The organism is Candidatus Filomicrobium marinum (assembly GCF_000981545.1).
Taxonomy (GTDB): Bacteria; Pseudomonadota; Alphaproteobacteria; order Rhizobiales; family Hyphomicrobiaceae; genus Filomicrobium; species Filomicrobium insigne.
Genome location: NZ_LN829119.1, coordinates 1,688,144 through 1,714,420 on the forward strand (window position 1 = coordinate 1,688,144; position 26,277 = coordinate 1,714,420).

20 protein-coding genes are annotated in these 26,277 nt (G+C 56.4%); 10 read left to right on the forward strand and 10 right to left on the reverse strand.

From position 1 onward, the window contains the following. Positions 1–49: 49 nt before the first annotated feature. From YBN1229_RS08035 to YBN1229_RS08050, 4 genes are all read right to left on the reverse strand, one after another. On the reverse strand, positions 50–454 hold the full coding sequence (locus YBN1229_RS08035) for a PTS sugar transporter subunit IIA (protein ID WP_046477914.1): 405 nt from the start codon (positions 452–454) through the stop codon (positions 50–52). 156 nt (positions 455–610) lie between these two features. After that, complete coding sequence (locus YBN1229_RS08040) at positions 611–1,096, reverse strand: HPr kinase/phosphorylase (protein ID WP_046477915.1); 486 nt, start codon at positions 1,094–1,096, stop codon at positions 611–613. After that, positions 1,080–3,032 carry a stimulus-sensing domain-containing protein gene (locus YBN1229_RS08045; RefSeq protein ID WP_052743786.1) on the reverse strand — a complete coding sequence of 651 codons (1,953 nt, stop codon included), beginning with the start codon at positions 3,030–3,032 and terminating at the stop codon, positions 1,080–1,082. Before YBN1229_RS08045 ends, YBN1229_RS08040 begins: the two co-directional genes overlap by 17 nt. Positions 3,033–3,117: 85 nt before the next feature. Next, the gene (locus YBN1229_RS08050; protein WP_046477916.1) at positions 3,118–3,825 is read right to left on the reverse strand and encodes a response regulator transcription factor; all 708 of its coding nucleotides are present in this window, start codon (positions 3,823–3,825) and stop codon (positions 3,118–3,120) included. A 523-nt stretch (positions 3,826–4,348) separates the two neighbouring features. On the opposite strand from YBN1229_RS08050, the gene YBN1229_RS08055 reads away from it, so the two are divergent. The 6 genes from YBN1229_RS08055 (at position 4,349) to YBN1229_RS08080 (ending at position 12,814) form a co-directional block, all read left to right on the forward strand. Continuing rightward, complete coding sequence (locus YBN1229_RS08055; protein WP_046480142.1) at positions 4,349–5,938, forward strand: phosphoenolpyruvate carboxykinase; 1,590 nt, start codon at positions 4,349–4,351, stop codon at positions 5,936–5,938. Between the two features lie 231 nt (positions 5,939–6,169). Continuing rightward, positions 6,170–7,945, forward strand: a complete 1,776-nt coding sequence (locus YBN1229_RS08060) for an N-acetylglutaminylglutamine amidotransferase (protein ID WP_046477917.1) — start codon at positions 6,170–6,172, stop codon at positions 7,943–7,945. 109 nt (positions 7,946–8,054) lie between these two features. Further along, the gene (ngg, locus tag YBN1229_RS08065; RefSeq protein ID WP_082101245.1) at positions 8,055–9,797 is read left to right on the forward strand and encodes an N-acetylglutaminylglutamine synthetase; all 1,743 of its coding nucleotides are present in this window, start codon (positions 8,055–8,057) and stop codon (positions 9,795–9,797) included. Next, the gene (locus tag YBN1229_RS08070; RefSeq protein ID WP_046477918.1) at positions 9,784–10,944 is read left to right on the forward strand and encodes an osmoprotectant NAGGN system M42 family peptidase; all 1,161 of its coding nucleotides are present in this window, start codon (positions 9,784–9,786) and stop codon (positions 10,942–10,944) included. Before ngg ends, YBN1229_RS08070 begins: the two co-directional genes overlap by 14 nt. A 145-nt stretch (positions 10,945–11,089) precedes the next feature. Then, the gene (locus YBN1229_RS08075; RefSeq protein ID WP_046477919.1) at positions 11,090–11,749 is read left to right on the forward strand and encodes a peroxiredoxin family protein; all 660 of its coding nucleotides are present in this window, start codon (positions 11,090–11,092) and stop codon (positions 11,747–11,749) included. A 99-nt stretch (positions 11,750–11,848) separates the two neighbouring features. Then, positions 11,849–12,814, forward strand: coding sequence for an HAD family hydrolase (locus YBN1229_RS08080; RefSeq protein ID WP_082101069.1), 966 nt, complete (start codon positions 11,849–11,851; stop codon positions 12,812–12,814). A 37-nt stretch (positions 12,815–12,851) separates the two neighbouring features. Here the strand turns inward: YBN1229_RS08080 and YBN1229_RS08085 are convergent, their stop codons facing one another. After that, a complete protein-coding gene (locus YBN1229_RS08085) occupies positions 12,852–14,738 on the reverse strand; it encodes a hypothetical protein (protein WP_046477920.1) in 1,887 nt (628 codons plus the stop codon). A 738-nt stretch (positions 14,739–15,476) separates the two neighbouring features. Between YBN1229_RS08085 and YBN1229_RS08090 the strand changes: the two genes are divergently transcribed. Both YBN1229_RS08090 and YBN1229_RS08095 read left to right on the forward strand, forming a co-directional pair. Further along, complete coding sequence (locus YBN1229_RS08090) at positions 15,477–17,069, forward strand: BCCT family transporter (RefSeq protein WP_046477921.1); 1,593 nt, start codon at positions 15,477–15,479, stop codon at positions 17,067–17,069. Positions 17,070–17,085: 16 nt separating this feature from the next. Beyond that, positions 17,086–18,012: a diacylglycerol/lipid kinase family protein gene (locus YBN1229_RS08095; RefSeq protein WP_046477922.1), complete on the forward strand. Its 927-nt coding sequence runs from the start codon at positions 17,086–17,088 to the stop codon at positions 18,010–18,012. Between the two features lie 28 nt (positions 18,013–18,040). Here the strand turns inward: YBN1229_RS08095 and YBN1229_RS08100 are convergent, their stop codons facing one another. The 3 genes from YBN1229_RS08100 to YBN1229_RS08110 form a co-directional block, all read right to left on the reverse strand. Then, complete coding sequence (locus tag YBN1229_RS08100) at positions 18,041–19,102, reverse strand: glycosyltransferase family 4 protein (protein ID WP_046477923.1); 1,062 nt, start codon at positions 19,100–19,102, stop codon at positions 18,041–18,043. Further along, positions 19,103–19,897, reverse strand: coding sequence for a UDP-2,3-diacylglucosamine diphosphatase (locus YBN1229_RS08105; protein ID WP_046477924.1), 795 nt, complete (start codon positions 19,895–19,897; stop codon positions 19,103–19,105). It lies immediately after the preceding gene. 172 nt (positions 19,898–20,069) lie between these two features. Next, positions 20,070–20,927 (reverse strand): transporter substrate-binding domain-containing protein, encoded by an 858-nt coding sequence (locus tag YBN1229_RS08110; protein WP_082101071.1) that lies wholly within the window; start codon positions 20,925–20,927, stop codon positions 20,070–20,072. A gap of 300 nt (positions 20,928–21,227) precedes the next feature. Between YBN1229_RS08110 and YBN1229_RS08115 the strand changes: the two genes are divergently transcribed. Both YBN1229_RS08115 and YBN1229_RS08120 read left to right on the forward strand, forming a co-directional pair. Beyond that, complete coding sequence (locus YBN1229_RS08115; protein ID WP_046477925.1) at positions 21,228–23,255, forward strand: putative bifunctional diguanylate cyclase/phosphodiesterase; 2,028 nt, start codon at positions 21,228–21,230, stop codon at positions 23,253–23,255. Positions 23,256–23,465: 210 nt separating this feature from the next. After that, a complete protein-coding gene (locus tag YBN1229_RS08120; protein ID WP_052743788.1) occupies positions 23,466–25,001 on the forward strand; it encodes a glycosyltransferase in 1,536 nt (511 codons plus the stop codon). Here YBN1229_RS08120 and YBN1229_RS08125 read toward each other — a convergent pair. Further along, complete coding sequence (locus YBN1229_RS08125) at positions 24,994–25,812, reverse strand: energy transducer TonB (protein ID WP_046477926.1); 819 nt, start codon at positions 25,810–25,812, stop codon at positions 24,994–24,996. The genes YBN1229_RS08120 and YBN1229_RS08125 overlap by 8 nt on opposite strands. Before the next feature lie 4 nt (positions 25,813–25,816). Then, entirely contained in the window at positions 25,817–26,275 is a 459-nt protein-coding gene (gene exbD / locus YBN1229_RS08130) for a TonB system transport protein ExbD (RefSeq protein WP_046477927.1), read from the reverse strand. Between the last annotated feature and the right edge of the window lie 2 nt (positions 26,276–26,277).

Consider the following 26,277-nt stretch of genomic DNA (forward strand, 5'->3'; position numbering starts at 1 on the left):
CAGATCGTCCCGCAATTCAGAAAAAGTGAGGGCGGGACTATGCACGAATTTAGGACTCACCAGACAATTCCTGGCTTGCGATCTTGATGTATTTGCGGCCGGCATCCCGCGCAACGATCACAGCTTCTTTAAGCTCCATTTCCGAGCGCACTGTCGCGAGCCTGATCAGAATGGGCAGATTGATACCCGCAATGACCTCGGTATCGACTTCATCCATCACTGAAATAGCCAAGTTAGACGGCGTTCCCCCGAACATATCAGTAAGAATGACGACGCCATTGCCGCTGTTGGTCGCCTTGACTGCGTCGATGATTTCCCGGCGTCGCTGCGCCATATCATCGTCAGGACCAATAGAGACCGTCTCAAGTTGTTGCTGAGGACCAACGACGTGCTCAAGCGCAGAGCGAAATTCCGCAGCGAGGCGACCGTGGGTCACGATAACAAGTCCAATCATCGCACTTGTACCGATATCCTGTCCGTTTCCAATCGCCGACCTTTCGTCAGGCCGGTGTTGTAATCGCGGGCTGTCGTGAAGCGAAACTGCACGAATCAGTCCCATGGCCCGGTGCGGGGCCGCCAAAGTGGCAAGGGTTTGCAGCAAGCGCAAGAGTCAAAGTACGAGATCATCCTTTTTGCCGTTCGCGCAGCCAAATTGTGCTAATTCTAGCAGTACCTTGCATGCCGCCGAAGCTTCAAATCCGGAGATCTGCAGCAGCGGGAGCGATATTCCGGCGATTTCGCGCCGCGGCCTTGGATCCGGCAGGCGTTCGACCTGATCCGCCGACACAAGTTCAACGATGAGCACAAGCTCGGCATTATCAAGAGCTGGGACCGTCACAATGCCGTGCCCGCGCACCTCAAGTTGGTCGCGTATTGTCTCAGGCGCGCTCAGGATTACCGTGCCGTTAACGACCTGGACTACGGCATAGTCGTCCGCCACGAGACGGACGTCACCCTTTACCAGCGAGTTCGGTCCCTGCATGAGGCAACGTAGTGCCAGATCTGATTTGCCTGAGCCTGATGGCCCGCAAATCAGTGCGGCTAGACCGTCAAGAGCGATAGCGGTCCCGTGAATGACATTAAGCCCGCCGGCCACTGGTCTTGCCTCCGCGCGCGGGTGGCTCCTGAGTAGGTAGCCGCACGGTGAATCGGGAGCCGAGCGGTCCGGCATTGGGATCGGCAGAGGGGCGGTTCTCGGCTGAGATCGTTCCGCTGTGCGCCATGATGATTTCGCGCGAGATGCTCAATCCGAGGCCGGAATTGCTGCCACGGCTCGAATGCTCTGTCGGCCGGTAAGTGTAAAACCTTGAGAAGATTGTTTCCAGCTTGTCTTCTTCTATGCCGCAACCGTCGTCTTCGACCCGGATTTCTATCTGGCCTCCCATCGCAATGGCCTTAACGACCACGCTGCCACCAGAAGGTGAAAAGGAGATCGCATTGTCGACCAGGTTGGTAAAGACCTGTGCGAGCCGACCGGCGTTGCCATTGACGATAAGACCCCGCGCTTCTGGATCATCCAGGATAAATTTCAGCTTGCAGTCGTATTTCTCGGCTTTGTCTTGGAAGATGGAGAGAACCTGACTCAGGATCTCCGACAGATCGACCGGCTCCTGCGACTGCAAAGCGAGTTCCGCATCAAGCCGAGACGCACGCGAAACGTCGGTTATGAGTCGGCTGAGGCGCGTGAGTTCACCTTGGATCTGCTCAACCAACATATCGCGCTGTTCATCGGTTTTGGCGTACGTGAGCGCCTGCGCTGTCGAACTTGCGGCGGTTAGAGGGTTTTTGAGCTCGTGCGCGACATCTGCCGCAAACTTTTCGCTGGATTCAATGCGCCGATAAAGAGACTCGGTCATTGCCCCGAATGCTGAGGCCATTTGCCCGACTTCGTCTTTACGCCCTGTGAAGGCTGGCAAGGACTGTCGTGCTTTAATATCGCGGCTGACGTGCTCGGCGGATTCCGACAACCGTTTCATCGGACCTGCAACGGTGCGGGCGAGCATGAAGCCGGTCAAGATGCTGGCAACCAGGGCAATACCCGCCAGGGGCCAGAGCCCATCACGCCAATCGCTGAGGATCTTATCGACCTCGCCTGGCGGCGAAGACAACAGCAAGACCCCCAATACCGTGTTCATGCGCTGGATCGGCACGGCGATGGAGACAATCTGTTGTCCCTTCGCATTCAGCAGGAGCATCGCGGCGTCATCGCCCTGCAATGCCTGACGCACCTCCGGATAGTACTTGCCGTTGGCTGAGCCGATTTCTTTGTAAACCTGTACTTCTTTATCGATCAGCCAATGCTGCAGCCGCGTCCAGAAGTCTTTAGTCGTCGGGCGCTCAGCCTCGGTTTCGGTTGTCTCCTGGACGGCGAGGCGTTTGATCTGGCCCGGCTTTAGAAGGTCATCTGTATCGACGACGAGATTGCCGCTGCGATCATAAATGCGCGCGCGTGTACTGGTGGGCTGCGTCAGGCGACGAAAGATGGGAGCGACTTTTTCCGGACTGATGGATAATTCGAGAGCGGCGAAACCGTCGTCGCGGAAGGGTATCCGTGCATTCTTGTCCGTTGGCAAACGATCGGGGTCGACGACGATCATGCCCCGTTCGATCTTGGCTTCCCCCGCTATAGCCGCAGCGATGATCTGCCCTTGGATGCGCAAAGCCTCTCGCTTGGCATTGATAAGCCAGCCGCTGTTGAAGCTAAGGTACACCATGCCGCCGAACAGGATGACGAAGCCAAGCAGGTTCGACACCATGATCCGTCGCAAGAGCGACGCCGAGATGAAGCGGACGAGCGGCTGGCGATTGAACCAGTCGACAAGCGCTCGGCGAACCGGGCCACCTTTCCGGAATGCAGCAAAGAAGCTTTTAACTCGTCCTGGAACCGGGATCGTGTTTAAGCCGGAACGTTCTGGTAGGTTTTCGAGCGCGGGACGAGCAAGATCGGGCAGCGACATAACGTGGCGCTGGACGCTATCACGAACGCCCATGAGCCAGTTACCTGAAGCCTCGCGGTCGCCCCCGAACGCCATTTCGTCTCCAAATTAATGGAGGAACCGATGAAGCGAACATACTTACCACCGCGGTCCCTCATACCCCCTTTATGGCGGTTCGGTCTCAGGCTTCTTTGAAGCGATACCCCACGCCGTAAAGCGTCTCAATCACATCGAACTCTTCGTCCACCTGCTTGAACTTCTTGCGCAAGCGCTTGATGTGGCTGTCGATGGTCCGATCGTCGACGTAGACTTGATCATCATATGCCGCATCCATCAAGGCGTCTCGTGTTTTCACGACGCCGGGTCGTGCGGCAAGCGCCTGAAGGATAAGGAATTCCGTAACGGTCAGCGTGACAGACCGGTTATCCCAATGACAAGTATGACGTTCCGGATCGAGCTTCAGCTTGCCCCGTTCCAGGACTTTCGCGGCTTCCGTCGGCGTCTGTTGACCGTCTTTGACACCAAAGCGGCGCAGAACCGCTTTAACGCGCTCGACAACGAGGCGTTGTGAGAAGGGTTTGGCGATGTAGTCGTCGGCACCCATCTTGAGGCCGAACAATTCATCGATTTCTTCATCCTTTGAGGTCAGGAAGATAACGGGCATGTCCGACTGCTGTCGCACGCGGCGCAGCAATTCCATCCCATCCATGCGCGGCATCTTGATGTCGAAGATGCCAAGATCGGCTGGATCTTCACTGAGGGCCTCCAGCGCCGAGACCCCGTCGTTATAGGTTCGGACCTTATAGCCTTCGGCTTCAAGCGCCATCCGAAGCGAACTGAGGATGTTGCGCTCATCGTCAACCAACGCAATCGTGCTCTTTTCTTTCATCTTTGTTTCTCGCCTGTAACCGAGTGAGTCGGCGATCCCTGCCTGAGGCGCTGTATGGCGCTATGTTGTGTGAATTGTGGCAAGCGGAAAAGTGCGCGCTGGCGTCTGAACATAATCTGAATGGCTATTTCACCGAGTGAGGCGAGGTGCCGTACCGAAATTCGCTCGACGAAGTCATGGGAGCGTCCGGAGCTGTCCCGCTTGATCAATCCTGAACACAAGGCTCCTGAAGGTAACAGTCAAGGTGCTTTGCATGGGCGTGGGTGTTTGATCAACAGTTTTATTGCGATGTGCCGAGATATACTGGCATCGGTGTTTGTTGCGCGCCTCGGCCTAGCCTGCCTAGGCCTGCCCCGTCCGTTGAAAGACTAAAGTATGCCTTCCCTTGGCAGCTATGAAAGTGCCTCAATCTTGCACCCACGGCTGCCGGAGCGTACCTTTTGGCAACACGCAATTTTTTGCGTGCTTTTGCATCGGTAGCCGGTTTCTCCGCCAGGGAGCAATCGAAGATGCGAGAATGTCCATGAAAACTTTGAAGTTCGCCCTGAGTTCAGAAGGTAAGGGACGCACCAACAATTCGGCGGCAGAGCTTGTCGAACACGCTGTGCGCCGGAACGAGGGCGCGCTTGCGGCCACGGGCGCCTTTGCGGTCCAGACAGGGCAGCACACAGGCCGATCGGCCAATGACAAGTACATCGTTTCTGATGACGAAACCCAATCTCAGATCTGGTGGGAGAATTCCAAAGCGATTACGCCTGAGCAATTCGATCGTCTTCTGGCGGACTTCCAAGCTTACGCCAGCGGGAAAGAGCTGTTCGTTCAGGACCTTTTCGCTGGGGCTGATCCAACCTATCAATTGCCAACCCGCATCGTTACGGAATTGGCCTGGCACGCACTCTTTATCCGACACCTTTTGCGCCGCCCTCTGAAGGCGCAGCTGGAAGGATTTGATCCGCAGTTCACCGTTGTTAATTTCCCGGGCTTCCGTGCTGATCCGCAAATCCACGGCACGCGGTCGGAGACGGTGATTGCGTGCGATTTCACCCGTCGAATGGTTCTCGTGGGCGGTACGGGGTATGCAGGTGAAACCAAGAAGAGCGTATTCTCCTTCCTGAACTATCTGCTGCCGTCCAAAGGCGTTATGCCGATGCACTGCTCGGCGAACGTCGGAAACGACGGCGGTTCTGCCGTGTTCTTTGGGCTATCTGGAACCGGGAAGACGACGCTATCGGCAGATCCCAGCCGGACGCTGTTGGGCGATGACGAGCATGCCTGGTCTCCGGACGGCATCTTCAACTTTGAGGGCGGCTGCTACGCTAAGACGTTGCATCTTTCGGCCGAAGCAGAACCGGAAATCTTCGCGGCGTCCAACCGCTTTGCGACGGTTCTCGAGAACGTTGTTCTCGACGAAGATCGGATGCCGGACTTCGAGGACGGCAGCCTTACCCAGAACGCGCGCTCTGCTTATCCGCTGGAAGCCATTTCCAACGCGAGCGAGACTGGCCGCGCCGGCCATCCTAAGTCCGTCGTTATGCTGACGGCCGATGCATTTGGCGTTATGCCGCCAATCGCCAAGCTAAATCCCGCCCAGGCGATGTACCATTTCTTATCTGGTTACACCGCGAAGGTTGCCGGGACGGAGCGTGGCATGGGCAGCGAACCCCAAGCAACGTTCTCGACGTGCTTTGGTGCGCCCTTTATGCCCCGTCACCCCTCGGTCTACGGCAACTTGCTGCGCAAGCTTATTGCTGAGCACGGTGTCGCGTGTTGGCTCGTTAACACCGGTTGGACCGGTGGCAAGTTCGGTGATGGCAAGCGTATGCCGATTAAAGCAACGCGCACGCTGCTGAATGCCGCGTTGTCAGGTGCGTTGGCGAATAGTCCGATGCGGGCAGATCCCGTATTTGGCTTTATGGTTCCGACCGAATTGGAGGGCGTGGATCCGAGTATTCTCAACCCACGCCAGACTTGGTCAGATCCGTCGCTTTACGATGCTACGGCTGCGCAGCTTGTTGAGATGTTCAACAAGAACTTTGCGGCCTTCACTGACTACGTCGACCAAGATGTCTTGGCTGCCGGGCCTGTGCTGTCCGCCGTCCGGGCCGCGGAATGAGCCTATAACGAAAGAGATTTTAAGCACTTTCGCCACCTGCGTTCCAAGTCCACTTCAGAATTGAACCAATTGCGCGTTTGCGCGTTGTTCGAGTCTTCGAAGGGACTTCGGAATGCAGGTGGCGTGCGCGTTTTTATGATGCGTTGCGCCACAAATTTTGCGGGCCTGCCCATAACGTGCTACGTTCTCGAACCTAGCTAACAACTTAACAAATGAGGTCAGACGCACACGATGTGCGGAATCTGCGGCGAAATTCATTACTCAGGCGGATCCGCAGATCCGTCTGCGCTCGCGCGCATGACAGACGTCATGCGTCCCCGTGGTCCCGATGCCAGCGGACAATTTGTGCGCGGCTCTGTTGGTTTAGGCCATCGACGGCTCAAGATTATTGATCTGTCGGAAAGGTCTGCGCAGCCGATGATCGATTCCGAACTCGGACTCGAAATCGCATTCAATGGCTGCATCTATAATTATCCCGCGCTCCGCGAGGAGTTATCCGGTCTCGGTTACCGCTTTTTTTCTCACGGCGACACCGAGGTTATCCTCAAGGCCTTCCACGCGTGGGGCCCGGCTTGCGTCGAGCGCTTCAATGGCATGTTCGCCTTTGCGATTCACAATCGCGAAACAGGCCAAGTCATTCTCGCGCGCGACCGTTTCGGCATTAAGCCGCTCTATCTCTCGGAGACTAACGGTAGATTACGGTTCGCATCGACGCTCCCGGCGTTGGTCGCAGCGGGCGACGTTGACACCTCGATAGATCGCGTCGCGCTCGCTCACTACATGTCGTTTCACGCCGTGGTTCCGCCACCGCGTACGATCATTAATGGGGTCAAGAAACTGCCGCCAGCGACGGTCCGTGTCATCGAAGCGGACGGCAGGTCGACAGAGCATCGATATTGGCAGCCATTCCTTGCTCGGCACACTGAAGACGCCGGTTTGACGGCGGAAGACTGGACCGACCGTGTGCTGGACCAGCTTCGCAAGGCGGTCAGCCGTCGTATGGTCGCTGATGTCCCCGTCGGCGTGCTGCTGTCTGGTGGTGTCGATTCCAGCGTCATCGTGGCGCTTCTAGCCGAGGCTGGTCAGCACGGCCTGATGACGTTTTCGGTTGGCTTCGAAGAAGCGCACGGAGAAAAGGGCGACGAGTTCATCTACTCGGACTTGATCGCAAAACGTTTCGAAACCGATCACCATAAAATCATGGTGCCGTCCGAACGTTTGATGGAAGCGCTGCCGGGCACCATCGCTGCGATGTCCGAACCAATGGTTTCCTACGATAACGTTGGCTTCTACCTCCTATCGCAGGAGGTCTCAAAGCACATCAAGGTCGTGCAATCGGGACAGGGCGCTGACGAAGTCTTCGCCGGTTACCATTGGTATCCGCCCCTCGCCAACTCCAATGACGTGGCAGGCGATTACGCCCGTGTCTTCTTCGATCGCGACTATGCGCGCCTGAAAACCCACTTGAATGAAGATTGGCATGCGCCCCGGGATGAGGCCTTGGAGTACGTCGCCACTCACCTCGCCCAACCAGGTGCGGATACTCCGGTAGATCGCGCACTACGGCTTGATACGAACGTGATGCTGGTCGACGATCCGGTGAAGCGCGTGGACAACATGACGATGGCTTGGGGCTTGGAAGCTCGCGTTCCCTTCCTCGATCACGAGCTTGTCGAACTCGCCGCGCGCATTCCCCCTGAACATAAGCTCGCGGATGGTGGCAAAGGAGTTTTGAAAGCGGCCGCGCGGCGTGTCGTGCCGTCAGAAGTAATTGATCGCAAGAAGGGGTATTTCCCCGTTCCTGCGCTCAAGTACATCGATGGCCCTTATCTCGACATGGTTCGCGATGCGTTGACATCTGACGCAGCAAAGCAACGCAACCTGTTTCAGCAGAATTACTTGGACCAGCTATTTGCAGATCCAAAGGCGCACATTACGCCGCTCAGAGGTTCCGAACTCTGGCAGGTTGCGCTACTGGAGATGTGGCTGCAGGCCCACCACCTTTAGACCCAAGATATTCTAGGTAAAGGAATGAGTCGTGGCGCAGAGTATACAACTTTCGAACCGCCCCCGCGAGGATGCGCAGGCTCCTAGCGGGGTGGAAGCCTCCGGTGCCATCTCTGAACAGAGCGAGACAGGTTTAGCCCCAGAAGCGAAACCCATTAAAAATGCACTGATTGATTGTGGCTGGGGGCGTTTGCTGTTTGGCCAGACTTTTGAGGATCCAAGTGCCCTGGCCGAGGCGATGCGTGCAGAGCGCCCTGATCGGAGAGATATCGCAGCCTACGTAGCCGACCCGCATGTCGTGCTTTCGACCGCACCACAAGAGCTGTTCCTCGACCCCTCCCATACCTATCGGCTGGACCTGACAAATTACGAGTCTCCACCGACCAAATATGCCGGCTTTTTCGTGCGCCGGCTTACATCCCTGCACGACGCGCAGCAGGTTAATGCGATCTACTCAGCGCGCCACATGGTTCCTGTTCCGCCCGAATTTTTCTGGTCATTGCGGGACAGCCGAAGCCTCACAGTCTTCGTTGCTGAAGATGAAGTGACCGGAGATGTCCTGGGATCGATCACTGGGGTAGACCACTCCCGCGCCTTCAATGACGCCGAGCGTGGGTCGTCGCTCTGGTGCTTGGCGGTTGATCCCCAAGCGCGCCACCCGCGCATCGGAGAGGCTTTAGTACGTCGTCTCGCTGATCAGTTCCAAGCGCAACGAGCGCACTATCTCGACCTGTCCGTACTTCATGACAACGAGCAGGCTATTGCACTGTACGAAAAGCTCGGCTTTGTACGCGTCCCCTACTTCACCATAAAACGTAAGAACCAGATCAACGAAAAGCTGTTCATTGGATCCGAGCATATCGAAGGGCTCAATCCCTATTCAGAAATCATCGTCAACGAGGCTATGCGGCGCGGCATCAACGTGGAAGTGACGGATGCCGAGGGCGGTTTCTTCCGCTTGACGTTGGGAGGCCGCAGTATTCGTTGCCGCGAAAGTTTGTCGGATCTCACGAGCGGTGTCGCGGTTCAAATCTGCGACGACAAATCCGTGACGCGTCGTGTTGTGGAAGCGGCGGGAATTTCTACACCCGCACAGATGTATCAACGCAGTAGCGACTCTCTGAAAGACGGCCGATTGGACGGGTTCTTGAAGGACCACAAATCCGTTGTCGTGAAACCGGCCCGCGGTGAACAGGGACGGGGCGTGGCCGTCGGCCTGACCAGCCGGGAGGAAGTTGAGGACGCCATTACCGCCGCACGCAAGATCTCGGACGGGATCGTTATTGAAGAAATGGTCGAAGGCGTTGATCTGCGCATAATCGTGATCGGCTTCGAAGTCGTCGCTGCGGCAATACGCCGACCGGCACGTATTGTCGGGAACGGTGAATGCACAATCGAAGAGCTGATCGAAAAGCAAAGCCGCCGCCGCGCCGCCGCGACACACGGCGAGTCAAGCATTCCTCTCGATGCAGAAACATTTCGCACGGTTCGTCGGGCAGGCTTCAATATGGATGACGTCCCAACTCAGGGGCAGGAGCTTGAGGTTCGTCGGACCGCTAATCTGCATACGGGTGGCACAATTCACGATGTTACCGACGAATTGCATCCTAGGCTGATAGAGGCGGCCGTTGGCGTGGCCCGTGCAATTGACATCCCCGTTGTTGGCGTCGACTTTATCGTGAAGTCGCCGAACCGGCCCGACTATGCTTTTATCGAAGCGAACGAAAGGCCGGGGCTCGCTAACCACGAACCGCAGCCGACAGCTGAACGCTTCGTTGATCTGCTTTTCCCCCACTCAATCCCAGCCGCCGCTCGCGCGGTTTTGGCCAGAGGGACAGATGCCAAGACTTAACATCGACACGGAATACCTAGGCGACACACTCGCGAGACTACTGCAAATACCTAGCCCGACGGGCTACACGGACATGATTGTCAGGATGGTCTGTCGTGAGCTCAAAGAGATTGGCGTACCCTTTGAGTTGACGCGCCGGGGTGCAATTCGCGCCACCTTGAAAGGCAAAAGTCCTCATGGCGCGCGCGCCATTATTTCTCACGTCGATACGCTCGGAGCACAAGTCAAGCAACTTAAGGACAATGGGCGACTGGAGGTCGTGCCAATCGGCTGTTGGTCGGCGCGCTTCGCGGAAGGTGCGCGCGTTACGATATTTTCAGACGCGGGAAGCTACCGCGGCACCGTCCTGCCATTGAAAGCATCGGGCCATACCTACGCTGACGAAGTCGATACTGCGCCAGTCGGCTGGCAGCACGTTGAGGTCAGGATCGACGCTTTATCCCGAAATGACACTGAGCTCGAAAAGCTTGGGATTGAGGTCGGCGATATCATCGCGATTGATCCTCAACCTGAGTTTTTGGAAAACGGCTACATCGTTTCGCGTCATCTCGACAATAAGGCTGGCGTCGCTCTGATGTTGGCGGCACTGCGCGCAATGCGCGAAGAAAAGATAGAGCTCGAGCTTGATGCGCATTGGGTATTTACGATCGCCGAGGAGGTCGGCATCGGGGCCGCATCTGTGCTGACGAGCGATATCGCATCGATGGTGGCCGTGGATAACGGCACCTCAGCACCAGGCCAGAACTCGTCCGAATTCGGCGTGACAATCGCTATGGCCGATCAAAGTGGACCTTTCGACTATCATCTCACCAAGAAGATGGTGCGGCTTTGCCAGGAAAACGACATCCGCTATCAGAAGGACATTTTCCGCCACTATCGCTCTGATAGCGCATCGGCTCTTGAAGCAGGCCACGATGTTCGAACGGCTCTGATAACTTTCGGCATCGACGCCTCCCACGGCTATGAACGCATCCATATGAATGCGCTACGATCCGTGGCGGAACTGGTGACCGCGTACCTGTCCAGCCCAGTCGAAATCAGGCGTGATGCCCACGAAACCGGCAGCTTGGCAGGATTCACGACGCAGCCGATGACAGAGGCTGAAGCGGACATCGAACTGCCTGAGAAGGCGGAAGAGGAAGCCTGAACGAGAGCTCGGCCGTTTTTATAGCGAATACGCAGTAAAAATGGGCTTGTGTTGCCACTATTGCTCGTGCCAAGCCTGAGCGAGAATCCGGTCTCGCATCCCTTGGTGATCGGCACGACAGCACTCAGGCGAGGACACTGCCTCTATGTTCGATCCCGAATCTCCACCAAAACTTGATGTCGCGGGCTGGCTGAATGTCGACGACGAACCGACGCTCGAAAAACTGAAAGGGCGCGTGGCTGTCCTTTACGTGTTTCAGACTCACTGTCCTGGGAGTCTGAGCCATGCTTTGCCGCAAGCTCAACGACTCGCAGAAGGCCTTGATCCTTCGCAGGCTGTTGTTCTCGGCCTCAATGCCCCGTTTGAGAACAAGGAGGGGCAAACGCGCGAAAAGCTTGAGGAGTTCGTCCAGAACCAGGGGCTGATCTTCCCGATTGCGCTTGATCGTGACGTACCAGGCTCGGAACGCACCGCAACGATGGCGGCCTACGAGCTGCAGGGAACGCCCTCAATTTTGATTTTTGACCGCCAGGGACGCCTCCGCAGAGCGTACCTTGGTGAAGCAACCGATATCCGGATCGCTGCCGAGGTCATGGGGCTGGCAATTGAACATCCCAACGCACCGCGCGAGACGTCGATCGCGATCGAACGGATGCTGCGTGCCACTCTGGTGGAACCGCATCAACACCATGATCATGACGGCAATTGCTGCGGCCACGACCATGACCACCATCATCATCACGACCATGCGCACCACCATCACCATGATGGGGAGTGCTGCAATGATCCCGATTGTAAGGGCTGAAGCCAGCTCAGGTGGATAAAGGACGTCTTCATTCCGCCCTCCGAATCGGATGAGCTTCGGGAGGCGGTTCACTGAAGATACCGGATGCGGGGGCGAGCAATGACAGAACGCGCGAAGGACGACATAGATTCGCACGTGGCTGGCGAAGCCCCCGAGCGGCCTCGCCGCGGCAAGCCGAGCGCTTCATCCAAATCGGCATCCAAGGCAACCTTTTCCAAAAAGATCATCGCTCTCGTCTACGACTTCGATGGTACGCTCTCCCCGCGCCCCATGCAGGAATACGCGTTTCTCCCTAAGATCGGAATTGATGCGGCGGAGTTCTGGGCCGAGACGAACCGGCTGGCGCGGGAGCATGGCGCGGATCCGTTGATCACCTACATGCACCTGCTCTACAAAAAGGCGAAGGCAGCTGGCGTCAGGATTGATCGCGAAGATCTCGTGGCGCAGGGCAAGGATGTCGAACTTTTCGAGGGCGTCGCGGAATGGTTCGCCGCCATCTCCGACTACGTTTCCTTGCGCGCCGAGAGCAATGGCGTCACGCTTCGTCATTACCTGATTTCTTCAGGCTTGACCGAGATCGTAGAAGGCACGCCGATCTATTCGAACTTCCACAATGTATTTGCGTCCGAATATTGGTTCGAAGCTTACGATCTGCCCTATCCGAAACGCGTCATCACGGACACCGGCAAAACGCAGTATCTGTTCCGGATCAACAAGGGCGTCGAGGATCTTGGCGAAAACATCAATCAGCACATGGACGAGGACAGCCGTCCCATCCCGTTTTCCAATATGATTTACTTCGGCGACGGTGACACCGACGTGCCATCGATGGCCGTGATGCGGAAGAATGGTGGTCACGCCGTCGCGGTCTATCCGCCGGGGAAATCGCGCAAGAAATGCGTTGACCTCTTCAAGGCCGGGCGGATCGACTTCTTCGCCTCGGCCGATTATCGGCGAGGTTCAGACCTGTTCAAGAGAACATGCCTGTTGATTGATCGGATGCTCGCCGACATCCGCGTGCAGGAAGAAACGTGGCGCTTGAGCCGTCTCATTGAACGGTCCTGACGGCACTCACAGCCTCCCTCTCCAGTCCCGGCCAAGCTTAGGCCGCTGCCGGCTGCGTCTGTAGGTCCTCGGTCGTCGGCGGCTGAGGTGTAACCTCTTTTAGCCAGCGCAGCGTCGCCGCATATTCCGGATCGTTGCGGAGGACTTCGTTGGGTTGGAAGCCATCGAGCTGGCTAACGGTGACCGAGACAAACTTACGGAATTCCGGAACGTCGAAATACGATGTGTGAATAAGTTCACGCCAGGTCAGGAAGTCGAGCGCCTTGGCAATTTGCCCTTCGTTACCTTCTGCAAAAGCCAACTCGCTGATGGCGTTACGGAACTTGCCGAGCGAAGTCATCATTTCACGGTTGCTGCGTTCCGTTATCTTTCGGGCCAGCTCAGGGGGAAGCGTCCGCGGCATACGGTCGATCCAGGACGGGTGCGCATTGGCCCCAACGGCGATCTCGGCTTCGGCATCATTGCCAAGCGCTGAGCGCTGCACTTCGAACCACGTTAGGTCATCGAGCCGCCGGCTGGCGAATGAGCTGAACAACCCCGCCAGCAACTGCACCAGCAGCACCATCAAGACCGCGACGATACCGAACACGACCGGGACCAACACGATAGGCATAGCAAAGCGTATAAGGTTGCCGAACGCGCCTTCCCGAACCTCTTCGTCGACCAGCCAACTCGAAGCTTCGTCAGTGACGAGGTGATACATCAGCCTGCTGTTAAGCAGTATGTCATGGCCGCCACCGCAAAGCGTCCCGCCCTCGCAGGGTTTTCCGTCACGTTCAAGGAAGCGTCGATGAAAACGTCGGGTGCGTTGCACTTGTACGAGGTTGGGATAGTCCTGGTGCAGTTCCTGCCGGATACCCCGAAGCTGCTCCCGCAACTGCTTGATTTCAGTCCGGGCATTGAGAACGGCCCTAAGGTCCGTATCAGCGTTATCCAACTTGTCCTGTGCCTGCCGGATCTGGCGTCTTAGATCTCGTATTTTTCTTCGGGAATCCATCATCGCGGCTTCGGTGCGCTCGAAGTTTTCGGTCGCGTAGACATTGTCCCGCAGAAAGTTGGTAATCCCCACCATGTGGGTCGGGGAGGCGATCAGATAAAAGTACGCGATCGGAAGAATGAACACCGAGGCCAGCGAGAAAAATGGCACCGCAAACGTATTGTGAAAGATGTTGAACTTCACCGTGCGCAGAGAACTAAGCCCATGCACCGCTTCATCGTCCGGGTGCAGAAGTGGCAGCCAGCGTTCGCTGAACTTTTCCCGCGCCCTCTTGATGACCCCCGGGCGATAAAAGAAAAGTTGCCGCCTGTCCAAATACTTTGTGATCCCGACAAACACGACAAACGGCAGAGCCATCAAGCCCATGGAAATACCGTATCGCTGTAATTGACTCTCGAGCGTGTCTTCCCACCCGCCGTCGAAAACCTCGGCCACGCTCGAAATGGAGAACATGAGCAGCAGCATCAGGGAGGCGATGAAGATCGCCTTCAACAAGATGGGAAGCCGGAGGAACAGCAGCCGCTCTTTGCGCAATTCCACGAACGGCGTTCCAACAGTGATCCATTTCTTGAGGTGTTCCAGAGGCACGCGTTGCGCGGCGCTCTCCATCAGCGCTGATGCGATCACCGATCCGCCATGGCTATGTCCGATAACACAATAGGGTTCCTGGCGATCTTCCAGTTCTTTCATCTGCTTAAGCAGCCGGGTGCCAGCAGCGCGCCGCGCTAACTCACTGTTGTCGCCGCTCCAGACGAACGGTGTGAACGTGACATCGCTGGAATCACTACTGACAAGCTGCTGAGCATGCTTCGCAAATGTGCTGCCGGGTTGCCACCATTGCAGGCTGTCTGCCGCCGTCGCAGCATCATGCTCTAAGCCCGTCGTGTAATGAGCAAAGGTGCCATGCACCGTTATGATAGTGGCCATACCAACGATCCCCCCGGAACTACGGGCTAAGTCACGAGTGTTCTAAGAAAGGAAATGCTCAAATCTGTGAGGCGCGGGGCTCGAGCTGTCACGCGAGTCCAGTTTTTGCGCGTCTGAAAAAAGCGGGCATCGCACGTGCACCTCCGGCGTTGGAGTGTCAGATCCATCGATACACACGGCCCGAAAAGAGGCCCCCCGATTTATGCTGCAATCCCTGTAGCGTTATAGCTGGGCAACAAATTGAACAGACGCACATCTCACGGGACAGTGATAGGCGCTGCCCCCACCCAGCGGCAAGCGGACAGACGCGGATTTGCGGTGCGATTTTGACTGAAGCATCTGTATTTCTGATCAGAAAGAAGACAGAAGTTCAAAGTAAATGCGCAAGTTATTATGGTCGAATTGGTCGATAATCGGTGATAAAGTTATTTAAGAGAGCACTTGATAATGAAGTGAGAATCCAGAGTACGTAGATTTGATCGCATGTGCGGGAACTAAATATACATACAGAAATTGAAGATAAATTAGCCGTGCAGGGTTGCATGCTCGGTTGAATTGTTAAAAACTTCACCGGATATCGAAATTTGTTCGAGAAAGTTAGCTTCGGTCCGATCCTAGGTGGGTCGGACTCACCCTCGCCCGTCCAACGTCGCCCAATCACATGTGGACGGATGGTCCGGGCTTGGTCATGCGCACCTCGCCGGCGAGGCGAGCCTTTTGATGGAGAACCCCGCATCCATGAGCGAAGAACTGACCGAAGACGATTCTGGCACGGTCACCTATGACACGGATTATGAGGTGGGCCAGGACAACGTCGAGGTCATGGGATTCGACGTCCATAATCCCGTTTTCTTCGTCTCGGGTGTGGTGGTTGTGGCGTTTGTTGCGTTCTCGCTGCTGTTTCCAGAACTCAGCGTGTCCGTGTTCGAAACCCTGCGCAACCGCGTTACATCGGACTTCGATTGGGTTTTCGTTTTCACGGGCAACGTTTTCGTTCTTTTTGCGCTCTATCTAATTGTTTCGCCGTTCGGGTCCATCCGCCTTGGCGGCCCGGACGCAACCCCCGATTTCTCCCGAACCGCTTGGTTTGCCATGCTGTTCGCGGCGGGCATGGGCATCGGTCTGATCTTTTTTGGTGTATTCGAACCGGTCGCTCACGCGCAAAATCCCCCGCTCAACGTCTTACCTGAAAATATCGAGGCAGCGCAAAGCGTCGCGATGGCGGCCACGATTTATCACTGGGGGCTGCATCCCTGGGCGATCTACGCCATCGTTGGCCTGTCGCTAGCGTTCTTTAGCTACAATCGACAACTCCCACTGACCGTACGCTCGGTTTTCTATCCGCTCTTTGGAGATGCCGTATGGGGGTGGCCAGGGCACATTATTGATACACTAGCGGTCTTCGCGACATTGTTCGGCCTCGCGACATCCTTGGGATTTGGTGCTGAGCAAGCTCTCGCTGGCATGAACTATCTCTTTGGAATCCCCAACACGGATCTCACGAAAGTCCTGCTGATCGCGGTTATCACCTCCGTCGCCACATTGTCAGTCGTGGCCGGCCTGGATGCCGGCGTGAAGCGGCTATCGGAAATCAATATTGTGCTTGCCGCGGCGCTACTTGTGTTCGTGATTGCGGCAGGGGCGACGGCAGAGATCTTCATCGGCTTCCTGACCAATACGATTTCTTACCTCACGTACTTGCCTGCACTTTCGAGCCCGTTTGAACGAAATCCAGAATTCCTTCACGGTTGGACAACATTCTATTGGGCGTGGTGGATCTCATGGTCACCGTTCGTCGGTATGTTCATCGCTCGCGTTTCGCGAGGAAGGACGGTGCGAGAATTTATTCTATGCGTATTGATTGTACCGACTTTGATTTCCATACTCTGGATGACCACATTTGGCGGTACGGCACTGCACCAGATCGCTGTTGACGGCTACACCGGCGTCGCCGCAACTGTCGAAAACTGGCGTCCGGAGCTGTCACTTTTCAGAATGTTGGAGCCGCTTCCATTCTCGGGAATCCTGTCCTTTCTTGGCATCGCGCTCGTGCTGATGTTTTTCGTCACTTCGTCCGATTCAGGATCGCTCGTGATCGATACCATCACCGCGGGAGGGAAACTCGATCCGCCCGTAGCACAGCGGGTCTTTTGGGCTGTCTTGGAAGGACTGGTCGCGAGCGTCCTATTGTTGGGCGGAGGATTGGGGGCGCTGCAGGCCGCGGCTGTGACAACGGGCTTCCCCTTTGCGTTTGTCCTTCTCACGATGTGTGTCTGCGTCTATCTGGGGCTGCGCCAAGAGCTCAAATTCTTACGCGCGTCGACGGTCTGATCATTAGGATCGGTCCATGACGGTCCAAGAACCCGTTCCGCATAGAAAACGTTTTCTACTGCTGCACAATCCTGTCGCGGGCGTGCGACGCCGCACGCTGGCCCGCCGCGTGGCGGTCGAACTCGAGCGGCGCGGCGCTGAGATCGTCATGTTGCGTTTTTGGGGTGCCACCTCGACAGCCCCTGGTGCCATTGCACGTGATGTCCAGCTTGACGGGTTCGATGCCGTCATTGCAGCAGGGGGTGATGGTACGGTCAGAGCGCTGGCGACAGCGCTTGGCGAGAATACCACCATACCGATCGGCATCATCGCCACGGGCACAGGCAACGTTCTAGCGAACGAAATCGCAATGCCAAAGAAGCCTACGGAAATTGCCGAAGTTTTGATGACAGGCCCTGTCGTCAACGTCGCCGGAGCCCTTGCAAACAAAGACCCTTTCTTCCTGATGGCCGGAGCGGGCTTCGATGGCGAGATCGTTGCTGGCCTCGACCTCAGCCTCAAACGGCGTATCGGCAAACTCGCTTACGCCATGCCGATCCTTAAGGCGCTGGCGAAAAGGCCGAAAATGTTCTCCCTAACTGTTGATGGAAAAGCCTTTGAAGCCTCATGGCTCGTTGTCGCCAACGGTCGCAATTACGCCGGAACGTACGTTATTGCCCCGGAAGCCAGCCTTTCTGAAACCGGCTTTCAAGCGCTCTTGTTCGCGGCGCGAACCCGCCGCGGACGCTTGCTCGAGCTACTGTCAGTCGCTGCTGGGCTGCACATGCGTTTGCCGAGCGTCAAGATCATCCCGTGCCAGCACTTGACCGTTGCTGGCTCCGATATTGCTGTACAGGCTGATGGGGATCAGATCGCAGATAGCCCGTTGACTGTGACGTCCGCAGGGCCTCGTCTGCGCCTGATCGCGCCGCCTGCATTTGCAAATGGTCTGGTTGTCGCTTGAAGCGTATCGGGAAAAAAGAAACGAAAGATCAGGCGGAACTTGCTGGCCGCGCTAGGGTAACGCGTCGCTTGGGTGTGCCTTGCCCCAGTCGCGCAAAGAGCGCTGTTTCGATGTTCGCGATGAAGAGCCGAGCCGCGGCTTCCCAACTGTAGTCGAGCGCGCGCTTTCTGATGATGTCACGATCCAGTGACATGGCAGCCTTAGCAGCGGCAGCTAGATCCTCTGACAAAAATCCCGTCTCCGCTTGGCGAACAAGGTCGAGCGGACCCGTGACAGGATAAGCGGCAACAGGCAGCCCCGAAGCCATCGCCTCCAGCAATACGATACCGAAGGTTTCAGTCTGGCTTGGCATGACGAAGACGTCTGCCGAGGCGTAGCACTCCGCCAAATCCTCACCGATCTGTTTGCCGGTAAAGGTAACGTCAGGATACTTGACCCGTAGTTCTGCAAACTGCGGTCCGGACCCAACCACAACCTTTTTACCAGGTAGGTCCGTCCTCAAAAACGCTTCGATATTCTTTTCGACAGCAACCCGCCCAACGTAAAGGAAAACAGGCCCCTCTCCGAAGCGGCGCACGTTGCGTGGTCGGAAAACATGCGTATCGACGCCCCGCGTCCAGGGCATGATGCGGTCAAAGCCCCGTGAGTCGAGTTCCGTTGCGAGGCTCGGCGTCGCGACCATGATACCCGCGCCCGCATTGTGAAACCGACGCAGGATTGACCAGATCCAGCTCTCAGGAATGCCAAAGCGCCGGGACAGATAGTCGGGAAACCGCGTGTGGAAGCTGGTCGTAAAGGGAACACCGCGCCGGATGCAGTGTGAGCGCGTCATCCAGCCCAGCGGTCCTTCGGTCGCGATGTGAACAGCGTCCGGTCGGATCAGTTTCATGCGTTCGATAATGTAGGCATAGCCCGGGAGAGCCAGACGAATCTCCGGATACGTGGGGCACGGCCATGTCTGGAATTCCGCCGGCGTCAAGAACGTGAGCTCGACGTCCAACTGCGCAGCTTCCTCCGCCAGACGCTCGTAGGTTCGCACAACACCGTTGACTTGCGGTCTCCAAGCGTCGGTGGCGATGAGGATCTTCATTTACGCCGCCTTTAAGTCTTCCTTCACGAGGCTCGCTTCCGATGCGGCTGTCCGTGCCTGTACGACATCCATCCACCGAATAAGCTCGAAACGGCCATCTTCTGTTTCACCGATCGCCGTGCAACTCTCGACCCAATCACCTGTATTCAGATAATGGATATCGCCAAAGTTTCTTGAGGCGGCATGGTGAATATGTCCGCATATCACCCCGTCCGCATCTCGCCGCTGTGCCTCGCTTGAAAGCTTGCGTTCAAATTCTCCGATGAAATTGACAGCGGATTTAACGCGCAATTTCAGATAGTTGGAGAGGGACCAGTATTCGAGCCCTAGGCGCCGACGTACGAAATTCACCGGGGCATTAGTCCACAGGGCGAGCTGGTAGCTGCGATCCCCGAGCAACGCCAGCCATTTAGCATAGCGCACCACGACATCGAATTCGTCGCCATGCATGACGATGTAGCGTTTGCCATCCGCCGTTTCGTGGATGAACTGCCGCTCGATCTCAATGCCGCCGAAGCGCTGTCCGCAATACTGTCGCAGGCCATCGTCGTGGTTGCCGGGAATGAATACAATCCGGGCGCCCTTGCGTGCCTTGCGTAAAAGCTTTTGCAATACGTCATTGTGTGACTGAGGCCATACTGCACCGCGCTTGATGCGCCAGAAGTCAACAATATCGCCGACGAGGTAGATCGTATCGGCGTCATGTTCCCGAAGAAAATCGAGTAACTGCCCAGCTTGGCACGCTCGAGTGCCGAGATGGACATCAGAAATAAACATTGCGCGGTATCTGGTCATCCTCAGCTTTCCTGCAGACCGGTGGCCGATAGACTAGTGTATCCCCCGATCGCACCATGAGAAGATTCAAGTTTCAGGAGTATGACATTTTAGAGCTTGATAACCGCGCAAGGCGATCATCGTAGGGCAAAGTTGTGTATCTGAACCGTTTGTGCGCATGCAACCTGCGGTGTCAATAGATACGGAACGGGAAATAGCGTGTGACAAGTTCGACAAATCGTCCGCTCGAGCGAACCTGCTTCAAGGCGTCATCGAGTTCAGCCTTAAGCTGACGATCCCCTTTCGCAACCGCTATCGCGACGCCATCCCCAAAGAACTTGGGCTCGAGAAACGCCTCTCCTTTGAATTCACAGCACTGGTTGGAGGCGGTACCGTTCAACCAGAAGGACAAACTGATAGCGTCACCAAATATGGCGTTGACGTCCCCCTTTTTGAGGGCCTCACGCGCGGCATCCGCATCCTTGAACGTGACGATCTGACTGCCCCGGAAAAATTGCCGGATGAACGCCTCGTGCGTGGTGCCTTGCGCTACACCGACCTTCCGCCCCGATAAAGCTTCGGGCGTAGCTTCCAGCCCTGTGGCATCACGACGTCCAGCAAAGCGACCCGGGGTATGAAAGTATCGGTCGGTGAAGTCATAATTGGTGAGCGCTTGAGCTGTCACCATCTGCGAGGCGATAACTGCATCACCTTCCTTCCGAAGGAGGGAGGGCAGCAAATTCTCCCAGGGCTCGACCTTGATCTCGCATGTAACGTCCAGATCCAGGCATATGGCGCGCGCCAAGTCGACATTAAAGCCTGTTAGCACGCCGTCTTCGTCATAAAAGTTAAACGGGGGAAAGTCGCTGGTCGTGAGAAAGCGCAACACGACCCGGCGCGCTGCTTCACGTTCTGCTGCAGCGGGTTGTTCCTGCGCCTGAGTCCCTTCGTATGAACCCAGCAGAACCAAACTCAGGCAAAGCCACAGCGCAAACACAGCCAAGTGCGACCGAGGTCGGACCTGGCACCATATCGCCGTATCTATTCTCATCTGGATTCTCAACTTCCAGTTGTTTTAGCAGGGCCGCAAAAGGCAGTGCCTTGAAATCAGATTCTTTCAGCGGATCGCAAAACCCAAACTTTGCCGGTATTGCCATTTCCGCAACACAACTCAAAAATTGTGTGGATTTTATCTAACGGGTGCCTACCTGCGGGGGAGGTCAGCACAACTCTACAACTGCACACCGTGCTTGTGATCCTGATTTAGCGTGCATTTTCAGAGAAATACACACGTTTTTAATGGGTTCTCTCTATCCAGGCATACCAACTTTTGTCCTGGAAATTATCGTACATGTATAGCGTTCTCTCGTGCATCGTCGGCCAGCACAATGTCTGGCTCGTCGGATTGGCTTCGTTGGTGTGTCTAGCCGGCGTGGGCGTCACCTTGAGCCTCCTTCACCGGGCCGCAACCACCGGGGGATTGCAGCGGTACGGCTGGAACTTCCTGACCGGCGTTGCTGCAGGCGCTGCCATCTGGTGTACGCATTTCATCGCAATGCTCGCCTATAATCCAGGCGTCCCCGTGACGTTTATGCCGGTCTTGACGGTCGTCTCACTGCTTGTCGCGGTTACGGGGGCTGGATTGGGGTTCGCCTTCGCGACCAGCGGCCTGACCAGTGCAGCACCTGTGATTGGTGGCAGTGCGGTGGGACTAGCGGTCGCAGCCATGCATTATACGGGCATGCTGGCTTACCGTATCGATGGTATCGTTGCCTGGGATGAAACCTACCTCCTCACTTCAATTGCATTATCGATCATTTTCGCTGGCGCTGCGACTCGCTCCGCTTTGCGCGCAGACACGATGACGGGACATTTATCAGCTGCTGCGCTTTTCGTGGTTGCCATCGTGAGTCTACATTTTACGGGCATGACGGCGCTACAAATCACTCCCCTCAATGGAGCGGTAGAAGTTGCAGACGATCCGTCGACAGCCATGGCGCTTGCTGTTGCCGGCATGGCTTTGGTCATTATTGGAGCTGGTATCTCCAGCTATCTCATCGACGATCGCGCCCGTTATGATAGCTATCAACGCTTGCAGCACATGGCTTTGCATGACCCCCTGACGGGGCTGCCGAATCGCACGAGCTTCACGAATTATCTCGAATTCGAACTCGACCGGGCGGAAGGCGCAAAGCGGAAAGTTGCGGTCCTTGAGATTGACCTTGATCGGTTTAAAGAGGTCAATGACCTTAGAGGTCACCAAGCCGGTGATGAAGTTCTCAAAGTTATCGCAGACAGAATGTCCAATCTTCTCCGAGAAGGCGAAATGGTCGCTCGCGTCGGTGGAGACGAGTTCACGGCCGTCAAAACGTTTATAGATCCGGTGACGCTCGTGGAGTTTCTAGAGCGGCTTCAGAAGGTCATCTTCGAACCAATAGAGATATCCGATTTCGAGGTGTCGATAGGTGCCAGCATCGGGGTGGCGATTTATCCTGATGATGCAAGGGACCGCGAAAATTTATTGAGCAATGCGGACTTGGCGATGTACCGGGCCAAGGCAAGCGCGACGGAAGACATCTGCTTTTATGAGTCCTCGATGGACGAACGCGTGCGGGCACGCCGGGTTCTGGCGAGCGATCTTCGCGATGCCGTTAAAAAGAATGAGCTTTCCCTGCATTATCAAGTTCAGACGTCGATCTCGACGGGAGAGGTCATTGGCTACGAGGCCCTTCTGCGTTGGCATCATCCTGTGCGTGGGGCCGTTCCTCCCGTAGAATTCATACCCATTGCTGAAGAAACAGGGCTCATTCTGGAGCTGGGCGAGTGGGTGTTGAAAACGGCGTGTGCCGCCGCCGCAAAGTGGTCACAGCCGTTGAAGATCGCGATCAACCTTTCTCCCGTTCAGTTCATCCATAGCGATCTGCCAAAGCTTGTGGAGGATGCTCTTAAAGAGAGCGGCTTGGATGCCAAAAGGCTTGAGCTTGAACTGACGGAGTCGACCATTGTCGAAAATAAGGAACGCACACTCGCGATCCTGCAAAAGATCAAGGAGCTCGGTGTCTCGATCGCTTTGGACGACTTTGGAACTGGATATTCGTCTCTCGAAACTCTGCGATCTTTCCCGTTTGATAAAATAAAACTCGATCGCTGCTTCATGCAGGATATCGAGGTGAGCCCTCAATCTAAGGCGATTATTCGCGCCGTCCTTGCACTAGGAAAAAGCCTTTCAATTCCGATCCTCGCTGAAGGCATAGAAACGAACTGCCAGTTTATGATCCTCAAGGATGAGGGCTGCGACGCAGCTCAGGGTTACTATATTGGTCGGCCAGGTCCCTCCATCTCCATAGAGACCGAGCAAGAAGACCTTCTCACGGCTTAGTTTGGAAGGAGCATGCGGTATATTGCGCCGTGGCAACACCGTTGGCGCAATATGCGTTAATCCCCTGAGGACGAGACGCATACTGTATTTCAGACGGCGTATTTGATTTACGATAATCGTCGCTTTGTCGAAGGTGCCTTGCGACGGGCTCGCGTAGCTTAAGCTTCGTCGAATGTTGACCGGCCTTGCTGGTCACGGATGACATGAGCGATGGATTGGCAGCGCGAGCATTCTGCAGAGGCGATACGCCAAGACGTGTCGCAATGCCCTGGTGGAACCGACACAGGTCGGCCTGATGCTGAACCAGAGCTTCAACGGCTAGACCATGCCGTCAATCATCTGCGGCGAACAAGACCTGAGCTGTCATCTGCCTACAGTGTTGTGGGATGGCAAGCCGCCACGCTTGTCGTGCTGACGGTAGCATTGGTCATCGGCGCGGTCGCGATGCCGTCGGTAACGCACACCGTTGTCTTCGCGACAATGGCGCTGTCTTTCTTTTGTATCGTAGCCATCCGTATTCTGGCGATCGCGACCCTGCTCAGCGTACGCGCGCCTGCACCTGAATCCCCTAACGAAAAATCCGGGCTCGACGAGGTGTTTCCGCGTTATGCCATCCTGGTGCCCCTCTACAAAGAAGCGGAAGTTGTCCCGGCCTTGATTGAGGCCCTGTCGGCGCTCGACTATCCGACCGATTGCCTGGAAATCTCGCTTATAGTCGAACGCGAAGACCGCGCGACGCGAATGGCGCTTGAGGCGCAAGTACTACCAACGCACATGCGCATTGTCGAAGTTCCGGAAGGCCAGCCTCGCACGAAACCCCGCGCCCTGAACTACGCGCTGGCCAGTGCCCGCGGCGATTACGTCGTGGTCTACGATGCAGAGGATATGCCCGAACCTGACCAACTGCGCCGGGCGCTCAAAGCATTTCGTTCCGCCGGCCCCGAACTCGGCTGCGTTCAGGCTTGCCTCAATACGTACAATCCGGAAGAGACGTTTTTCACGCGACAGTTCACGATCGAATATACCGCTTTGTTCGACGCTATCGTGCCGACGTTGGCGCGGCTCGATCTACCAGTCCCGCTCGGCGGAACATCCAACCATTTCCCGCGCCGTATTCTGGAAACCTCTGGCGGCTGGGATCCCTTCAATGTCACCGAAGATGCAGACCTTGGTATTCGCCTCGCGCGACAAGGTGCGCGCGTCGCAGGTTTGGCGTCCACGACATGGGAGGAGGCGCCCGAAACCTTTCGGATTTGGCTGGGCCAGCGTACGCGCTGGCTGAAGGGCTGGATGCAAACTTACATCGTGCACATGCGTGAACCTACCCGCCTTCTGCGAGATCTGGGGTTGAAGCGTTTCGCAGGCCTGCAGGTGCTCATGGGAGGAATGATCCTCTCGTGCTTGGTTCATCCCTGGTTCTATGTCGTCCTAGGGGCCAGCCTGCTCTCTGGCCGTTCCGATCTGCTTGTTCCTTCGGACGAGTGGCACGTTCTCTATTGGGCTGGATTGTTCAACCTGTTCGCCGGATATGTCTCGGCGATCGCGCTGGGCGCGATCGCTGTCGCACGCCGTGGCCGCCCGGAACTTGCCATATCGGTCTTAGCAGTGCCGATCTATTGGCTGCTGATTTCCTGGGCCGCATATCGAGCACTATGGGAACTGGTATCGGCCCCGCACCACTGGGAAAAGACGCAGCATCACGCGAGAAACGTTGTGGCCAACAGCAACCCGCCCCTTGTTACTTGACCTGATAATGGATCGGCAGGGTGAATTCGAACGCGTTCCCAACGAGCTGAGACGGCGGCGTCGGAAGTGGTGACGCGCGCTCAAGAATATCGAGGGCAGCATCATCGAGAATCTTTGCGCCCGAGCCGTTGACTACGGCGTGCGCTACGACGCGGCCTTCGCGGTCAATGCTGAAGCTCACGATGACCTTGCCCTCAATGCGATTCCGTCTCGCAGCAGAGGGATAGCGTTTATGACGATGGAGGTGGTGAGCGACTTTCTTCTGCCAAGTCGCAATCGTCTTTTTATCGGCTTCGGAGAGCCCGGGCGTGGGGGCAGCGGCCTTCTCAGCGCGCGGAGCCTTGATTGGCGGAGGAGCCATCTCCGGCGCAGCCTTAGCTGCCGGAGTGGGTTCCTGTTCCGCTTCCTCGACTTCTTTCTCCGGCTCTTCCTTTTCCTCTTTTTCCTCGACCTTTTCTTCGGGTTTGTTTTCCGGCAACTTCAGGTCGGGGTCTTCCGGTTCATGCTCAGTTTTTTCGACTTTCGGCGTTTCTTCTGCAGCAGTCGGTTTGGCTTTTTCCTGCGTCTCCATCATCTCCGGAGTCGCGTCAGAACGAGGGCCGATGATGGGAGCTTTCGTGTCCTTGGGAGGAGCAACAGCAAGCGGAGCAAGGTCGAACAAGAGAGGCCCGGAATCGGCGGTCTCTTCTTCGTGGGGCTCAGGCTGCATCAGGACGAGACTGGCGGCGCTCGCGTGCAGCACAACCCCGAAGAATATAGCGACAGCCCATCTGCTGGTGCGCGTAAGGCGCGACTCGAAAGTGTATGACATACGGCTAAGGCCCCGCGGCGGGAGAAGCTGATGCCGGAAGAGCGTTGGTATCCGCAGACTCCAAACCCACGAGCCCAACCTTCAAGTACCCCCCGATGCGCAGCGCGTTCATGAGCTTCATCAGCTCACCGTAGGGCACATCCTTATCCGCCCGTACGTAAAGCCGCGTGTCTCTCTTCGACTCCGTGACGTCATCCAGGGTCGACACAAGTGCGTCGCGCGAAATCGTCTTTTCGCCGATCGAAAGCGTCGTGTCGGACTGCAGAGTCAGAAAGACGGGTTTGGAAGGGCGAGGCTGCGGCTTCGCGACGGCGACGGGCAATTCAACGGGAACATCGACCGTCGACAGAGGGGCGGCAACCATGAAGATGATGAGAAGAACCAACATGACGTCGATGAACGGCGTGATGTTGATCTCATGGTTGTCCGAAAGATCGTCGTCGTCACGAATTCGGCCGGCCATGA

What these genes read in the sequence shown, in the direction of transcription:
- YBN1229_RS08035 (WP_046477914.1), bottom strand. Translation starts at nt 454, where the DNA reads ATGATTGGACTTGTTATCGTGACCCACGGTCGCCTCGCTGCGGAATTT.
- YBN1229_RS08045 (WP_052743786.1), bottom strand. Translation starts at nt 3,032, where the DNA reads ATGGCGTTCGGGGGCGACCGCGAGGCTTCAGGTAACTGGCTCATGGGC.
- YBN1229_RS08050 (WP_046477916.1), bottom strand. Translation starts at nt 3,825, where the DNA reads ATGAAAGAAAAGAGCACGATTGCGTTGGTTGACGATGAGCGCAACATC.
- YBN1229_RS08055 (WP_046480142.1), top strand. Translation starts at nt 4,349, where the DNA reads ATGAAAACTTTGAAGTTCGCCCTGAGTTCAGAAGGTAAGGGACGCACC.
- YBN1229_RS08060 (WP_046477917.1), top strand. Translation starts at nt 6,170, where the DNA reads ATGTGCGGAATCTGCGGCGAAATTCATTACTCAGGCGGATCCGCAGAT.
- YBN1229_RS08070 (WP_046477918.1), top strand. Translation starts at nt 9,784, where the DNA reads ATGCCAAGACTTAACATCGACACGGAATACCTAGGCGACACACTCGCG.
- YBN1229_RS08075 (WP_046477919.1), top strand. Translation starts at nt 11,090, where the DNA reads ATGTTCGATCCCGAATCTCCACCAAAACTTGATGTCGCGGGCTGGCTG.
- YBN1229_RS08080 (WP_082101069.1), top strand. Translation starts at nt 11,849, where the DNA reads ATGACAGAACGCGCGAAGGACGACATAGATTCGCACGTGGCTGGCGAA.
- YBN1229_RS08085 (WP_046477920.1), bottom strand. Translation starts at nt 14,738, where the DNA reads ATGGCCACTATCATAACGGTGCATGGCACCTTTGCTCATTACACGACG.
- YBN1229_RS08090 (WP_046477921.1), top strand. Translation starts at nt 15,477, where the DNA reads ATGAGCGAAGAACTGACCGAAGACGATTCTGGCACGGTCACCTATGAC.
- YBN1229_RS08095 (WP_046477922.1), top strand. Translation starts at nt 17,086, where the DNA reads ATGACGGTCCAAGAACCCGTTCCGCATAGAAAACGTTTTCTACTGCTG.
- YBN1229_RS08100 (WP_046477923.1), bottom strand. Translation starts at nt 19,102, where the DNA reads ATGAAGATCCTCATCGCCACCGACGCTTGGAGACCGCAAGTCAACGGT.
- YBN1229_RS08105 (WP_046477924.1), bottom strand. Translation starts at nt 19,897, where the DNA reads ATGACCAGATACCGCGCAATGTTTATTTCTGATGTCCATCTCGGCACT.
- YBN1229_RS08110 (WP_082101071.1), bottom strand. Translation starts at nt 20,927, where the DNA reads ATGAGAATAGATACGGCGATATGGTGCCAGGTCCGACCTCGGTCGCAC.
- YBN1229_RS08115 (WP_046477925.1), top strand. Translation starts at nt 21,228, where the DNA reads ATGTATAGCGTTCTCTCGTGCATCGTCGGCCAGCACAATGTCTGGCTC.
- YBN1229_RS08120 (WP_052743788.1), top strand. Translation starts at nt 23,466, where the DNA reads ATGGATTGGCAGCGCGAGCATTCTGCAGAGGCGATACGCCAAGACGTG.
- YBN1229_RS08125 (WP_046477926.1), bottom strand. Translation starts at nt 25,812, where the DNA reads ATGTCATACACTTTCGAGTCGCGCCTTACGCGCACCAGCAGATGGGCT.
- exbD (WP_046477927.1), bottom strand. Translation starts at nt 26,275, where the DNA reads ATGGCCGGCCGAATTCGTGACGACGACGATCTTTCGGACAACCATGAG.